The 15,657-nt window shown below is 51.3% G+C and carries 14 protein-coding genes; 6 read left to right on the top strand and 8 right to left on the bottom strand.

Annotated elements, in window-relative coordinates; genetic code table 11:
- Positions 1–377 precede the first annotated feature (377 nt).
- The 3 genes from ridA to pyrB form a co-directional block, all read right to left on the bottom strand.
- Complete coding sequence (ridA, locus tag ACIPUG_RS14950) at positions 378–764, bottom strand: 2-iminobutanoate/2-iminopropanoate deaminase (protein ID WP_014913940.1); 387 nt, start codon at positions 762–764, stop codon at positions 378–380.
- Positions 765–862: 98 nt separating this feature from the next.
- Entirely contained in the window at positions 863–1,327 is a 465-nt protein-coding gene (gene pyrI / locus ACIPUG_RS14955) for an aspartate carbamoyltransferase regulatory subunit (RefSeq protein WP_010284552.1), read from the bottom strand.
- Positions 1,328–1,342: 15 nt separating this feature from the next.
- Positions 1,343–2,278 (bottom strand): aspartate carbamoyltransferase, encoded by a 936-nt coding sequence (pyrB, locus tag ACIPUG_RS14960; protein ID WP_039282696.1) that lies wholly within the window; start codon positions 2,276–2,278, stop codon positions 1,343–1,345.
- Positions 2,279–2,727: 449 nt separating this feature from the next.
- On the opposite strand from pyrB, the gene ACIPUG_RS14965 reads away from it, so the two are divergent.
- Positions 2,728–3,195 carry a YhcH/YjgK/YiaL family protein gene (locus tag ACIPUG_RS14965; protein WP_010298260.1) on the top strand — a complete coding sequence of 156 codons (468 nt, stop codon included), beginning with the start codon at positions 2,728–2,730 and terminating at the stop codon, positions 3,193–3,195.
- 47 nt (positions 3,196–3,242) lie between these two features.
- Here the strand turns inward: ACIPUG_RS14965 and argF are convergent, their stop codons facing one another.
- Positions 3,243–4,250, bottom strand: coding sequence for an ornithine carbamoyltransferase (gene argF, locus ACIPUG_RS14970; protein ID WP_014913943.1), 1,008 nt, complete (start codon positions 4,248–4,250; stop codon positions 3,243–3,245).
- A gap of 161 nt (positions 4,251–4,411) precedes the next feature.
- Between argF and rraB the strand changes: the two genes are divergently transcribed.
- A complete protein-coding gene (rraB, locus tag ACIPUG_RS14975) occupies positions 4,412–4,837 on the top strand; it encodes a ribonuclease E inhibitor RraB (RefSeq protein ID WP_010284584.1) in 426 nt (141 codons plus the stop codon).
- Positions 4,838–4,946: 109 nt separating this feature from the next.
- Here rraB and ACIPUG_RS14980 read toward each other — a convergent pair whose 3' ends face one another.
- Complete coding sequence (locus tag ACIPUG_RS14980; RefSeq protein ID WP_039282688.1) at positions 4,947–5,450, bottom strand: GNAT family N-acetyltransferase; 504 nt, start codon at positions 5,448–5,450, stop codon at positions 4,947–4,949.
- 423 nt (positions 5,451–5,873) lie between these two features.
- On the opposite strand from ACIPUG_RS14980, the gene ACIPUG_RS14985 reads away from it, so the two are divergent.
- The 4 genes from ACIPUG_RS14985 (at position 5,874) to ACIPUG_RS15000 (ending at position 11,553) form a co-directional block, all read left to right on the top strand.
- Positions 5,874–7,052 (top strand): YjgN family protein, encoded by a 1,179-nt coding sequence (locus ACIPUG_RS14985; RefSeq protein WP_400338995.1) that lies wholly within the window; start codon positions 5,874–5,876, stop codon positions 7,050–7,052.
- A gap of 9 nt (positions 7,053–7,061) precedes the next feature.
- Entirely contained in the window at positions 7,062–8,099 is a 1,038-nt protein-coding gene (locus tag ACIPUG_RS14990) for a M48 family metallopeptidase (protein WP_039524300.1), read from the top strand.
- Between the two features lie 544 nt (positions 8,100–8,643).
- Complete coding sequence (locus ACIPUG_RS14995) at positions 8,644–9,723, top strand: alpha/beta fold hydrolase (protein ID WP_014913947.1); 1,080 nt, start codon at positions 8,644–8,646, stop codon at positions 9,721–9,723.
- Positions 9,724–9,933: 210 nt separating this feature from the next.
- Positions 9,934–11,553, top strand: a complete 1,620-nt coding sequence (locus ACIPUG_RS15000) for a methyl-accepting chemotaxis protein (RefSeq protein WP_039282680.1) — start codon at positions 9,934–9,936, stop codon at positions 11,551–11,553.
- A 76-nt stretch (positions 11,554–11,629) separates the two neighbouring features.
- Here ACIPUG_RS15000 and ACIPUG_RS15005 read toward each other — a convergent pair whose 3' ends face one another.
- From ACIPUG_RS15005 to ACIPUG_RS15015, 3 genes are all read right to left on the bottom strand, one after another.
- Entirely contained in the window at positions 11,630–12,190 is a 561-nt protein-coding gene (locus ACIPUG_RS15005; RefSeq protein ID WP_400338998.1) for an RNA 2'-phosphotransferase, read from the bottom strand.
- Between the two features lie 137 nt (positions 12,191–12,327).
- Positions 12,328–15,183: a valine--tRNA ligase gene (locus tag ACIPUG_RS15010; RefSeq protein ID WP_400339001.1), complete on the bottom strand. Its 2,856-nt coding sequence runs from the start codon at positions 15,181–15,183 to the stop codon at positions 12,328–12,330.
- A gap of 12 nt (positions 15,184–15,195) precedes the next feature.
- Entirely contained in the window at positions 15,196–15,645 is a 450-nt protein-coding gene (locus tag ACIPUG_RS15015; RefSeq protein WP_005973664.1) for a DNA polymerase III subunit chi, read from the bottom strand.
- Positions 15,646–15,657: the final 12 nt, after the last annotated feature.

Below are 15,657 nucleotides of genomic sequence, written 5' to 3' on the forward strand. Positions count from 1 at the left end.
TCCACAGGCGAAAACCGTAACTGACAAGGGTTACAGAGGGCTGTGGATGACACTGTGGATAAACACTATATGTAGTTCATGTTTACAGGATAGGCACTATATATTGAAATTGCGTAGGGGTGTTTGCGCTTTTATCGCTGTAAAATTGATGTAGAGCAAAGAAATCCTCATGTCGCGGGGAATTTGAGCCTGAACAAAAAATAGGCAAAAAAGGCGATGAGAATGGAAAGGCTTGCTACGCGCGGCTTGGCGGAAATTTGTTTGTTTTTTGACCGCGATGTGTGTCGGGAGTATCAATAATGTTGTTGTGGTGAAAGAAAGAACAGAAAAAAAGCGCACTGGTTACCGTGCGCTTTTTGGGAATATTGCGGTGATATTTAGCGACGAACGGCGATCGCTTCGATCTCGATCTTCACGTCTTTTGGCAGGCGTGCGACTTCAACGCAAGAGCGAGCCGGGAATGGTGCGCTATGTTCGTTGAAGAAGGCTTCATACGCGGTGTTGACCAGCGCGAAATCGTGCAGGTCTTTCACGAACACGGTCATTTTCACGATATCGGAAACTTTCAGGCCAGCGGCTTCTACGATCGCCTGAACGTTTTCCAGTGACTGACGCGTCTGGGCAGTGATGTTATCTGCCACCAGGCCGCTTTTCGGGTGCACGGGGATCTGGCCGGAGGTGAAGATCATGCTGCCAAGGTCGACGCCCTGAACATAAGGGCCGATGGCGGCTGGGGCGTGCTCAGTGCTGATAATGCGTGACATGGTATCTCCTTGATGGGGGCGTAAAAGGAACGCGGACGCCGCCATTATTCAAAAAAGCCTCGCGACAGGCAATGTCCATCGCGGGGCAACGCAGAAAACTAGCGATCTTGCAGTACCGCCTGACGCTCAAATTCTTTCTCGCAGTACTTACATTTGAGGTGAACGTCGCCGTCGCGCTGCTTCACGCTGAATGACGATGAAACCGGTTCGCTGCGGCTGATACAGTTGCTGTTCGGGCAAGTGAGTACGCCAGTAATGTGGTCTGGCAGCGTCGGCACCAGCTTGCGTACGACGTCATAATCATCGATCTGATTGACGGTCGCCTGCGGTGCGTAGATTGCCAGCTGATTCGCCTGTTGCTCGGTCAGGAAGACGTTTTCGATCTTGATCAGATCTTTGCGTCCAAGATGGTTGGACGGCAAGTTCAGGCCGATGGTGATGCGCTGGTCTGTCGCGGTCAGTTTAAACAGCGTCAGCAGTTTAAAACCCACCTGTGCGGGAATGTGGTCGATCACCGTGCCACGTTTGATCGCTTCAACCTGTAATTTATTATCGTGTGTCATGATGGTTTCTTCCTCTTACAGAACCAGTTCGCGATTCAGGACCAGCGCCAGCAGCGCCTGACGGGCGTAAATGCCGTTGCCCGCCTGCTGGAAATAATAGGCGTAAGGCGTGGCATCCACATCAATGGTGATCTCATCAACGCGCGGCAGCGGGTGTAGTACTTTCAAATTCGGGCGGGCGCTGTGCAGATCGTCGGCGCGCAGGATAAATTGGGATTTGATGTTGATGTATTCGGACGGATCCAGACGCTCTTTCTGCACGCGCGTCATGTACAGAATATCCAGCTCGCCGACGACGTCGTCGATGCTGTTGTGCAGGCTGTAAGCAATATTCTTCTCTTTCAGCATGCTCAGAATGTAGTCCGGCATCGCCAGCGCGTCTGGGGCGATGAAGTAGAAGCGGTTGCCTTCAAACTTCGCCAGCGCCTGCGTGAGTGAATGCACGGTGCGGCCATATTTCAAATCACCGACCATCGCGATATTGATGTTATTCAGTCGGCCCTGCGTTTCCTGAATGGTGAACAAATCGAGCAGCGTCTGCGTCGGGTGTTGGTTCGCGCCGTCGCCAGCGTTCAGAATCGGAATACCGCCGGAGAACTCGGTCGCTAGGCGGGAAGCGCCTTCCTGCGGGTGACGCATTACGATGGCATCCACGTATTGGCTGATGACGGAAATGGTGTCGGCCAGCGTTTCGCCCTTTTTCCCCAGCGATGTGTTGTTGCTGTCAGCGAAACCGACGACAGAGGCACCGAGGCGATGCATCGCGGTTTCAAAGGATAAACGCGTCCGGGTGGAGGCCTCGAAGAAGCAACTGGCAATCACTTTATGTTTCAACAACTCCGGCTGAGGATTGGCTTTCAGACTGGCAGCGACACGCAGCGTCAGTTCCAAATCTTCCCGACTGAGGTCGTTAATCGAAATAATATGTTTTTGATAGAGCGGATTGACCATGTTGTCTTTCTCCTAACGTGTACACAGGAAATGTCGTATCGGGTTGCCCGGATTGTGGGCCAAAAAAAAGCCCCTCATTGAGGGGCTTTCTTCATTGAATAATTGAGCAACGGAAAGGAAAACGCTAGCTTGCTGCCGGATGGCAGTTGTGGTTGAGAACCAACATAAGCAGCGGATTTTTTGGTGTAACGGTGCATGACCCCTCCCGGCAAACTGTCGGGAATTATACGCGCCGACTAGGCTATTTCAAGCAGAAAACGTGGTTTTTTACGCATCGCAATCGGTTGCGGGTCGCGTGCTGTATGCATAACGTGCGTGAGTGGGAGAAGGTCAATGGGGAAGAGTGGTGGGCAGTTCACTTTTTCGTATTAACACGCTGGCGGGCGTCACATTTGGAGAGTATAAGGATTGTAAAACAGAGTTTCATTTTTATATCAACGAGGGTTTTTATGATTACTGGCAACGTCCACCACCTTGAACTGGTTCCTTATCTGCCTGCCAAACTGCGCGAAGCGATTGAATACGTGAAGCAAAACATTACGGCAGACACGCCGCTGGGCAAGCATGATATCGAAGGCAACAGTGTGTTTGTGCTGATCTCCAACGACAGCACCGATCTGCTGGAAAAACGCCGCGCTGAGTATCACGCCAAATATCTGGACATTCAGATCGTGCTGTCTGGTGTGGAAGGGATGACGTTCAGTAACCTGCCTGCGGGCAAGCCGGATACCGACTGGCTGGCAGATAAAGACATTGCTTTCCTGCCTGCGGGCGAGCAGGAAAAACAGTTTGTGATGCAGGAAGGGGATTTTGTCGTCTTCTTCCCAGGCGAAGTGCATAAACCGCTGTGTGCCGTTGGTGAACCGGCACACGTACGCAAAGCCGTAGTGAAAATCGACGCGTCACTGGTGGTGTAAACCGCTGGAAAGCCTATCCCTCCCCGCGCTGGGGAGGGAAGTAAACCTTATTCCTGTACCAGCGTGGCGACCATCACCGCTTTGATGGTGTGCATGCGGTTTTCTGCCTGATCGAACACGATGCTGTGCGCGGATTCAAAGACCTCATCCGTGACTTCCATTCCACCGTGCAGACCATATTGCTCCGCCATTTGTTGGCCCATCGTCGTCTGATCGTCGTGGAACGCAGGCAGACAGTGCAGGAACTTCACCTGCGGATTACCCGTCGCGGCGATCATTGCCATGTTCACCTGATAGGGTTTCAGCAGCGCGATACGCTCTTTCCAGGTCTCTTTCGGTTCCCCCATAGAAACCCAGACGTCGGTATAAATGAAATCTGCGCCCGCGACGCCCGCAGCGATATCTTCCGTCAGCGTAATGCTGCCACCGGTTTGTTCTGCCGCCGCCTGACACTCAGCCACCAGACCGTCATCCGGCCAGCAGGCTTTTGGCGCAACGAGGCGTAAATCCAGCCCGGTCAGCGCCGCTGCTTCCAGCATGGTGTTGCCCATGTTGTTGCGCGCGTCGCCAACATAGACGAGCGTCATCTCTGACAGCGGTTTTCCCGGCAAATGTTCCTGCATCGTCAGCAGATCTGCCAGCAGCTGCGTAGGGTGGAATTCATTCGTCAGCCCGTTCCAGACCGGAACGCCCGCGTATTGCGCCAGAGTTTCGACAATTTGCTGGCCGTAGCCGCGATATTGAATGCCGTCGTACATTCTTCCCAGTACGCGTGCAGTATCCTTGATGGATTCTTTATGGCCGATTTGGCTGCCGCTTGGGCCGAGGTAGGTCACTTGCGCGCCCTGATCGTATGCAGCAACTTCGAAAGAGCAGCGAGTACGAGTCGAATCTTTTTCGAAGATGAGTGCGATGTTTTTACCTTGCAGGCGGCGGGCTTCTGTCCCGTTTTTTTTGTCGGCTTTCAGTTTCGTTGACAGGGCTAAAAGATTGGCAATTTCTGCGGGTGTAAAATCCATTAACCTTAAAAAGTGACGCTTATAGAACGGTTGCATGATGTACCTCTCCATGTGGCTCAACACCATTGGTTGAATTAAAATTCACTTTATATGTGTAATTATTCAAATTCAAGTGGTGATATCAAACTTTGTGGTGGAGCAAGCCGCAGGGCTGTGGGACAATAAGTCATATTACGTCGTTTAATGAGGACTGAGGCATGGCAAACCGCGAATTACTGGAAGAGCAACGGGAAGAGACACGCCTGATCATTGAAGAACTGCTGGATGATGGCAGCGATCCTGACGCGCTCTATACCATTGAACACCATTTCTCTGCTGAGAAGTTTGAAGTGTTGGAAAAAGTTGCTGTAGAAGCCTTCAAGTTGGGTTATGAAGTGACGGATGCGGAAGAACTGGAAGTGGAAGATGGCGTGTTGCTGATGTGCTGCGATGCTATCAGTGAAGTTGCGCTGAAGGCGGAGATAATCGACGCGCAGGTAGAACAACTGCTGGCGCTGGCAGAACGCCACGGCGTGAATTACGACGGTTGGGGCACCTACTTCGAAGATCCAGATGGTGAAGGCGAAGAAGACGGGGATGATGAAGATTTTTATGATGAAGATGATGACGGCAAGCGCCACTAATTATTGAGTCATTAACTCGAAAGAATACGCCTCACTGAAAACGCCGCCGGAACCCCTGCGGCGTTTTTTATTCGGTATGACAGCGCGTGATTGTCGTACTTTCAGCCTATTACAGTACCTTCAACATCGTCACTTCACAGTCGGTGTGGCCCGTGTTCCCCATTGAGTGGGGAATCAGCTCGAAGCCCAGTGACTCATACAGTCGGATCGCGCTGGTCAGGTGGCCGGTTGTTTCCAGATAGCAGCGGCGAAAGCCGTGCTGACGCGCAAAATCAAGCGCCTGTATCGCCAACTGACGTGCCAGCCCTTTTCCCCGCACGACGGGTAGGAAATACATTTTCTGTAATTCACACACATCTTCTTCACCTGCGACCAGCGGAGCAATGCCGCCACCGCCAACCACGCGGCCTTCATATTCAACCACCCAGTAGGCGCTTTTTGGCTGGCTGTAGAGGGCAAACAGCGCGTCCAAATTAGGATCGGAAACGGTGTAGCCTTTATCAGCCGTCAAACCAAATTCAGCAGAAACCTGACGGATGACCTGAGCGATAGCGGCATCGTCTCGCGCAGTGATTGGGCGTACCTGAAGATTGGCGGAGGTCGCGGTTGTCATAATACGTACTCTTGCTCTTACGGTTTACGAGGGGAATGATCCTGGCCGATTGTAATACCATTTCAGACCACATTGATGCAACGTCTATACCCGTTCTTCCTGGTGTTCTTCGCGTGGTATCTGCGGTGATTTTTATGCCATATCCACACTAATGCGCCAGCATTTTCTACTGTTAAAGCTATAATATGACACTCTGGAGATTGAATTATCTAAGATATAAGTAAAATTTCCTGCAATCTCTTAAGATATAAATATTTAGGTCGCGCTATTCCTTACAATTTATAAGACTACTCAGTTGTTTAATTACTGTTAACTTTTATTGTTGTCGTTAACAAGACATGCTTAAATAAGCCGCTTTTTGTATGCCAATAACGTGTCTAATGAAACGTTTATGAGGCTTATTTCTTTTAGGATGAAAGGTCTATGACTATCAATACTTCAGAAAATAGCACGCAGCATCGCGTGCAGTTTCATGGTAAGGCTGGGGAATATTTTGCAATTTGGCTGGTGAATGGATTATTAACAATAATCACCTTAGGTATTTATTCTGCCTGGGCGACAGTGCGCCGCCGCCGTTATTTTTACGGCAACACGGAAATTAACGGTGACCGTTTTGATTACCACGCACAACCCATTCAGATCCTCAAAGGACGTTTGCTGGTTATAGCCGGTATTGTTCTGTTTTATATCGTATTAGCGATGTCACCGACGTTAGGAACTATTCTCGCATTGGCATTTGCGGCATTGATTCCGATTATCGTGATCCGCAACTGGCGTTATGACGCTATTATGTCCAGCTATCGTGGTATTCGCTTTAATTATCATTGCCAGACGGGACGTGCGTATTGGGTGTTGTTGCTTTGTCCTATCCTGCTGCTGCTGGCGTTTTATGCTGTTTTAGCGGTTGCGATGTTCATTGGTATGCGGAGCGATAGCCCGATTATCATTACACTTATCGTGCTGGCGCTGGTGGTTCCTGGGTTTGCTGCGGTCAATGGCATCATGAAAATGATGCAGCTTGATTTCTATGTTAATAACATGTTCTTCGGCAAAACGGCGTTTAAAGCGGAGTTGACGAAAGCGGCATTTATTAAATTCGCCCTGATTAGCCTGCTGATTTTTATTCCTTTCTTGATCGCCGCGCTGTCATTCATGGGGTCGTTCATTTTTACGCTGTATCAGATTATTATGATGGGCGCAGATGCGGACACCATTGCCATGATGCTGCTGAGCAACGTCTTCAATATGGTCATGATGTTCGTTGTGGCGCTGCTGGGTGTGCTGGTTTCCAGCAGTTATCTGGTGGTCGCACAGCGTAATTATCTGTTTAATCAGACGTCGCTGAATGGCGGTGTGAAATTGCACTCTTCCATGCAAACCATGTCTTACATGGGGCTGCTGATAACCAATAGCCTGATCACTATTTTCTCTTTGGGTTGGGCTGCACCGGTGGCAGAGATTCGTCACGCACGCTATATTGCGAATGCGACAGTGGTTGAAGGCGATCTGGCACTGCTGCATGTTCAGGCTCATCAGGACACAGCAAACAGCGCACTGGCCGAAGAAGCCGTGCAGGCGCTCGATTTGGGTGTCGGTCTCTAAGGCAGGAATATGAATATTGAGGGGCATTATCAATACCCCGGATTGGCGGCCCGCGTGGCCGCTTCTCTTCATTTAACGGACAACGGTTCGATGATGGTGTTGAACACCGGGTCATCGAATACGACATTTGCATTAGAGCAGGTCACGGTTTCCGATGCGCTGGGCTCGATTCCTCTAACGCTCACCTTTCCTGACGGTGGTCGCTTTGTTCCTGCCGACGATCCCACTTTTCGCACGTGGTATTCCGCACGACGTCGCCCGGGACTTGTCCATCGTCTGGAACGCCATAAGCGTGGCGTCATTCTCACGCTACTCGCCACAATCTTGCTCGTCATAAACTACGTTTACGTGGTACTGCCGTGGGCAAGTTCCGCGCTGGCGCTACGGATGCCTAGCGCTATCGAACAGCAACTGGGGCAAAATACGCTAAAGCTGTTACGGCACAGTGATTTTAAGCCTTCTGAACTGCCTGTTGAGCGCCAGCAGGCGATGCAAACGCTGTTTCAACAGGTTATGCCCGCTGACATGCGGGAAGACAAAACACCACTGCGTCTGGAGATCATGTCTGCGCCTATCGGGCCGAATGCTTTTATGCTGGCAGATGGCACGCTGATTATCAGTGACGATCTGGTGAAGCTGGCGAAAAATGACAACGAGCTGGCCGCGGTGATGCTACATGAAATGGGGCATCACGCTTACCGCCACCCAATGCGCATGGTGGTGCGTTCATCGCTGGTATCGCTGACGTTCATGTGGATGACGGGAGATGTCAGCGGCGTCGGGGATACCTTGTTGCAGTCTGCCGCTTTTATCAACGAGATGCAGTTTTCCCGCGATATGGAACGGGAAGCCGACGCATGGGCAATAGCCGAAATGCAGCAGCAAGGGCGTTCGCTTCAGTCGATGCAGGCAATGTATCGGGCCTTGGTCGCGAACGACCGTAGTCAGGATGAAATTGATTCGCTGGATTTACCGGACTGGCTGAGTACGCACCCGGATATGGATGAGCGGCTGAAAGCCATTGAAAACGAGATGAATAAGCACTAATCCTCAGGTCTCGATTCTCACCTCCGATCTAACCCTGCCTTGTGTCAATCGTGTGCGGTGTCACCGCACACGATCTCCTTCTATACTCGTTATACTTCAAGTTACATGTGCGTTGGCTACGTTCAGTCACCCGAATCACTTACCTGAGTAAGCTCATCGGGATTCCTTCGCTTGCCGCGTTACGATGCTCATGGCTGAGCATCGCCCTAAAGGGCTAACGCTTCGCGTTGTTCAAAACGTTAACGTTTTGTCCTGAAACTCGAATTATTTAGAGTATGACGAGATAGTTGAGCAAAAAAAGCGCGCTTTGTTGTTTTTATAAACGTGAATGCCGAGTGAAAAGCATGAACTGCGTAGCCGGACGATTAACAGGAATACGTTAAATATCATCCTATTAAAAACTATCTGTAGAATCTCTCGCGATAAATAAAAAAACCAGACAATAATCTCTTTTTATTATTAGTTCGCTTATGTTTATTGGGATTTTTCCTAATAGACATTAAAATCGCGGCTTCACGACTTCATGATTACCGAAGAGTTATTTATGATTAATCGAATTCTATCAGGGGTGGTGGGCGCATTTCTGTTAATGCTGTCACCATTAACGCATGCACAGGCCAATTTCCCAGAGCCCAAAGAAGGCGACTGGATTGCGCCAGAATTTACCTTCAACAGCGGCGAAAAATTAAAAGATCTGCGTATTCACTACTACACGATCGGTGATAAAACCAAGCCCGCTGTCTTACTGCTACATGGAACAAACCAGCCGATTAAATCACTGCTAGCCAATGGCTTTGGCGGGGAGCTGTTCGGGCCGGGTCAGGCGCTGGATAGCAGCAAATACTTTATTATCATGCCGGAGAGCATCGGTTCTGGAAAATCGTCCAAACCGTCAGACGGCTTACGGATGAAATTCCCACAGTACGATTATAACGATATGGTGCAGGCACAATATCGCTTAATCAAAGAAGGGCTGGGCATTAACCACCTGCGTCTGGTGATGGGATATTCCATGGGCGGCATGCAAACCTGGCTCTGGGGTGAAAAATACCCAGACATGATGGATGCGCTGGTGCCAATGGCATCGCTGCCAAACGAGCTGTCGGGTCGTAACTGGATGATGCGCCGCATTTTGATCGAATCCATCAAGAACGATCCAACGTGGAATAACGGCGATTACACGCAGCAGCCGCCAACGCTGAAAACGGCCAGCATTATGTTCAGTATCGCCACCACTGGCGGCACGCTCGCGTATCAGAGCAAAGCACCGACGCGCGCGCAGGCGGACAAACTGGTAGAAGATCGCCTTGCGGCTCCGTCGACCAGTGATGCGAATGACTTTATTTATATCTGGGGCTCGTCTGCAAATTATAACGCTGCACCGGAACTGAATAAAATTAAGGCACCTGTGCTAGTGATTAACTCTGCGGATGATGAGCGTAATCCTATTGAAACAGGCATCCTGGATAATGAGCTTAAGAAAATTAAGCAGGCGACGTTGTTCCTTATTCCCGCCAGCAAAGATACCAGTGGGCATGGCACCATGATGTCGGCTAAGTTTTATAAAGATGAGCTACAACGTTTCTTAGAAAAGAATCCGTCTCAGAAAAATAATAAAAAATAAATACTCATGACCGGCAGAAAATTTATTTCTGTCGGTCATCGTTTGCTTGTTACCTTTCTTTATTTTATTACGGTTTTATAACGAATTTATTTCAGTTCGTGGGAATTCACACGTCTGGAAAATGAATAACGACTATTACGTAAATAACGGAACGGCTCTGCTCTGGAGCTGGCGCTCATCCTTTCTTATTTTAGGCCACAGGGATAATTTATGTTTCGTAAGATAAAGATCCGTACTGCACTCAGCATGATGGTGTTTTCGTTAGCGGCGTTACTGCTTTTCGTCGGCGTGTTAGGGTTGGTTGCCGTTCAGTCAGGGAATAAATCATTTGCTCGCGTCGATATGGAAGTGCTGCCAGGGCTGGTTGCGCTGAATGACAGCTCAGAATTGCTGTTGCGTGGTCGGTTGGATTTGCGTCTGTACGAATCATTAATGGGGAAAGGGGATGTCGAAGCAGCTAAAGTCGCGCTGGGGCGCGCCAGAGGCAAGGTCGACGGTGCCAGTGAAAAGTGGCAGGAATACCTGAAATACCCGCAATCCGAAGCGGAAAAAGCCATTTCTTCGGACATGGCCGAGAAACGCAATACGCTGATGCAGGAGTTTATCGATCCGGCATTTGCGGCGCTTAACGCAGGGAATCTGGATGAATATCGCCAGCGCGCCGGGAAATCGACAGTGCTGTATGCCGCGTTTGATAAATCCTCTAAAGCGCTGGTTGCCTTCAAGCTGAAGAGCATTGATGAAGCCTACGCGGACTCAAATGGGCGTGTGCAACTGATGGAAACTATCCTGTACGGCGCGATCGCCTGTGCGCTGCTGCTGGCGGCACTGGCCTGGTCTGTGATGACCAATATGATCGTGAAACCGCTGAATCAGGCGATTTCCGTCTTTGACCGCATTGCTGAAGGCGACCTGCGGGCGCAGATTGATAGCAGCGGAAAAAATGAAATCGCGCACCTGTTTGCTGCGGTTCAACGTATGCGCGATGGGCTGGAAAACATGGTGCGCGTGGTGCGTAACGGAACCGATGCGATCAGCGTCGGTGTTGAGGAAATTGCCTCCGGCAACATCGATCTCTCCAGCCGTACTGAACAGCAGGCGGCCTCGCTGGATGAAACCGCTTCAAGCATGGAACAGATCATGTCGACGGTGAAAAACAACGAAGACAACACGCGTAAGGCTAACGATCTGGCGCTGAAAGCCTCTAATTCCGCGTCTCGCGGTGGGAATGTTGTCTCCGAAGTGGTGGATACCATGCGTTCCATCAAGCAGAGTTCTGCCAAGATCTCCGACATTGTTGGTGTAATCGACGGTATTGCCTTCCAGACTAACCTGCTGGCGTTGAACGCTGCGGTAGAATCTGCGCGTGCGGGTCAATACGGTAAAGGCTTTGCGGTGGTGGCTTCCGAAGTGCGGATGCTGGCTGCGCGCAGTGCGACGGCAGCGAAAGAGATCGGCACCATGATCGATGATTCTCTCAGCCGTATTGAAAAAGGCGCGGGTCTGGTTGAAGTCGCCGGTAACACCATGGACGAAGTGCTGATGGATGTGAAAAAAGTGGTCGATATCATGGATGAGATCACGCTGGCTTCCAGCGAGCAGAGCCGCGGCATTTCGCAGATCAATATCGCCATCAATCAGATGGATGGTGTGACCCAGCAGAATGCGTCCTTGGTATCAGAAGTGGCGACCTCTGCGAATTCACTTCAGGAGCAGGTTGTTAATCTGCAACAGTCTGTTTCCCGTTTCCAGATCGCAAGGGAAAACATGGAGTTGGACAACGTGCTGCCCGGCTTGCGCCGGAACATTGCGCTGGCCGATGCCCGCTAATCGTTAAATGACCTTATCACCTGTTTTCGCTAATGTTATGTGGAGAGCGAAGACAGGTGACTCATGCACGTATTCATCAATCCATAAATGGTGTTGAAGCGATAAACGGCACGGGAACCGTTAGCGTTAACCAGACACCGTTGTCCGCCTGATAAAAAACGAACCCCTGCTGATGCATTTCCCGCGCCTTTATTGTTAATACCACGGGCTTGCCGTGCCGTTGGCCGACGTTTATCGCTGTGGCTTCATCGGCAGACAAGTGCACATACTGACGTGAACCAGGAAGCAAACCCTGCTGATTTATTGAGTCGACAAATCGGGTTGCTGTTCCATGGTAAAGAAAGTCGGGCGGTGTTTTAGACTCGTAACGCAGATCGACCTGTGATGACGAGTGTCCTTGTGCTGCGCGGATTGATAACCCATCCGGTGAAATAGAAAAGCGCTTTTTATCACTGCTATCGACGACATCTTGAATCACTTCTCTGGTAAGAAGGCGTCCGTCTTTTGCCGCACCGCTAATCAGTTCCGCTATGTTTGCCCATCCTTCGCTGTTCAGCGTGAGCCCAATGGCTTCGGGCTTGTGCCGTAAAACGTAGCTCAGAAATTTGCTGACTTCAGCATGATTCGTGTTGCTCATTGTGTTCTCCATCCATGCATTTTGCTAAGCGAATAGATTGTAATTGAAATACTTTTTACGCGAATAAAAAGTAAAAAGCCTCGTTTTTCAACGAGGCTTTCGTACTTACCGTACTACCGCTAGAAAATCGGTGAGCGTTACAGCGCAGCGATGACCGCGTGCTGCTCCAGCAGTTTGGCTTTCGCTACGGCGTAACCGTCCAGCTTCTCACGCTCTTTGGCTACGACCGCTTCCGGTGCGCGTGCCACAAAGCCTTCGTTGGACAGCTTGCTTTCGATGCGCTCAATCTCTGCTTCGATTTTCGCTACTTCTTTCGTCAGACGATCCAGCTCTGCCGCTTTATCGATCAGGCCTGCCATCGGAATTAACAGCTCGGCACCATCAATGAGTTTAGTGACGGAAACCGGACCTTTATCGCCCGCAGGCAGCAGCGTAATGCTTTCCAGACGCGCCAGCGTTTGGATAAAGCTGCGGTTCTCTTCCACGCGACGCTGTGCTTCACCAGTGACATCACGCAGTAAGACTTCCAGCGGTTTGCCCGGCGCGATGTTCATTTCCGCACGAATGTTACGTACAGTGATAATCGCCTGCTTAATCCATTCCAGATCGTTCAGCGCCAGCGTATCTTCCTGCGCGGCATCAAACTCAGGGAACGGCTGCAACATGATGGTGTCGGCGCTAATGCCTTTCAGCGCTTTAACGCGTAGCCAGATGGTTTCGGTAATGAACGGAATAATTGGATGTGCCAGACGCAGCAGCGCTTCCAGTACGGTAACTAACGTGTGACGCGTACCGCGCAGTTCCGCTTCTGAACCGCCATTCATCACAGGTTTCGTCAGCTCCAGATACCAGTCACAGAACTGGTTCCAGGTGAACTCGTACAGAATGTTGGCCGCAATATCAAAGCGGTAACCATCCAACGCCTCACGGTAGGCTTTCACCGTGCGGTTGAATTCCGCCAGAATCCAGCGGTCAGCCAGCGACAGCACTTTCTCGCCTGCGCCAAAACCACAGTCCTGATCTTCGGTGTTCATCAGCACAAAACGGCTAGCGTTCCACAGCTTGTTACAGAAGTTGCGGTAACCTTCCAGACGCTTCATGTCCCAGTTGATGTCGCGGCCGGTAGAGGCCAGCGCCGCCAGCGTGAAGCGCAGAGCGTCCGTACCGTGCGGCTCGATACCGTTCGGGAACTGTTTCTCGGTGCGCTTGCGGATTTTTTCCGCCAGCTGCGGCTGCATCATATTGCCGGTACGTTTTTCCAGCAGCGCTTCCAGTGAAATGCCGTCCACCATATCCAGCGGGTCGATCACGTTCCCTTTGGATTTGGACATCTTCTGACCTTCATCATCACGGATCAGGCCGGTCATGTAGACGGTATGGAATGGCACCTGTGGCTTGCCGTCTTCATCTTTGATGAAGTGCATGGTCAGCATGATCATGCGGGCAATCCAGAAGAAAATAATGTCGAAGCCGCTGACCATCACGCTGCTTGGGTGGAACGCTTTCAGATCTGGCGTTTGTTCTGGCCAACCCAGCGTAGAGAACGTCCACAGCCCAGATGAGAACCAGGTATCCAGCACGTCTTCGTCCTGATTCAGAACGACATCATCAGCGAGGTTGTTTTCACTGCGTACTTCCGCTTCGGTGCGACCTACATAGACGTTGCCATTGGCATCGTACCAGGCCGGAATGCGGTGACCCCACCACAGCTGACGGGAGATACACCAGTCCTGAATGTCGCGCATCCAGCTGAAGTACATGTTTTCGTACTGTTTTGGTACGAACTGGATACGGCCATCTTCTACCGCTTCCACCGCCGGTTTAGCCAACACGGCAGCACGCACGTACCACTGGTCGGTCAGCATCGGCTCAATGACAACGCCGCCACGGTCGCCGTAAGGAACGGTCAGGTCGTGCGCTTTGATCTCTTCCAGCAGGCCGAGTTCATCGAATGCGGCGACGAGCGCTTTACGCGCGGCAAAACGCTCCAGACCCTGGAAGGCTTCTGGAATCTCGCTGCTGCAAGCGGTGCTGGCTTCGCCATTGGTATCAAAAACTTCAGCGCTCTGACGGATATCGCCGTCGAACGTCAGAATATTGACCATCGGCAACTGGTGACGTTTACCGACTTCGTAGTCGTTGAAGTCGTGCGCTGGCGTGATCTTCACGCAGCCGGTGCCTTTTTCCATATCGGCATGTTCGTCGCCAACGATCGGAATACGACGGCCAATCAGCGGCAGGATCACCTCTTTGCCGATCAGATCTTTATAACGCGGATCTTCCGGGTTAACGGCGACGCCAGTATCACCCAGCACGGTTTCCGGGCGGGTAGTCGCGACGACCAGATAGTCTTTCCCGTCAGCGGTTTTCACGCCATCGGCCAGCGGATAGCGCAGGTGCCACATCGACCCTTTCACTTCGCGGTTTTCGACTTCCAGATCGGAAATTGCGGTGCGCAGTTTTGGATCCCAGTTCACCAGACGCTTGCCACGGTAAATCAGGTCTTCTTTATATAGACGGACGAAAACTTCTTTCACCGCGTTGGACAGGCCTTCATCCATGGTGAAACGCTCGCGCTCCCAGTCAACGGAGTTGCCCAGACGGCGCATCTGATTGGTGATGTTGCCACCGGATTCGCCTTTCCACTGCCAGATTTTGTCGATGAACGCTTCGCGGCCGTAATCGTGGCGAGTTTTGCCTTCTTCTGCGGCGATCTTGCGCTCAACAACCATCTGCGTGGCGATACCGGCGTGGTCGGTACCTGCCTGCCACAGGGTATTTTTACCCTGCATACGCTGATAGCGAATCAACGTATCCATAATGGTTTGCTGGAAAGCGTGACCCATATGCAAGCTGCCGGTGACGTTGGGCGGCGGGATCATGATGCTGAAGCTTTCTTTACTCGTGTCGCCGTGCGGCTTGAAGTAGCCTTGCTTTTCCCAGTGTTCGTAGAGCGGCTGCTCGATATCTTGCGGGTTATATTTCGTTTCCATTATGCTCAAAATTCAGTGAGTTGGCGGCGTAGCCGTGGTCAATTGGAAGCCGACGCTGCGATAGGTTTTATAGCGGTCGCGCGCCAACTGTTTCAAGGATTCTTCGTAAGGGACAAAGTCTATCACTTCATGGAAAGCGGTGGCAAAATCTGCGAACTGCGGCAATAGGCTGATTAGCAGATCCCGTGGCGCGTTGCCACGCCGTTGCGGCCAGGCCAGTTCGACCGGCGCACCGTGACGCGGCCCTTCGCCTGCCAGATTGTGCGGCACGAATGCGTTGGGATCGCGCTGCCACAATGCTTCGTCCAGTCTGATGGCCTGCTGCTCGTCTTCACAGGCAATCAGCACGCGCTTTCCTGCTCGCCAACGTTCTGCCGCCAGATCGCATGCCAGTGCCTCATGGGCGCTGAGCTCACCGCTTTTGCTGTCGTGTTCGAGAAGATAGAACGTTGCGTTTTTCATTGTTTACACTAT

The sequence above is a fragment of the Pectobacterium sp. CHL-2024 genome (assembly GCF_044751765.1).
Taxonomy (GTDB): domain Bacteria; phylum Pseudomonadota; class Gammaproteobacteria; order Enterobacterales; family Enterobacteriaceae; genus Pectobacterium; species Pectobacterium brasiliense.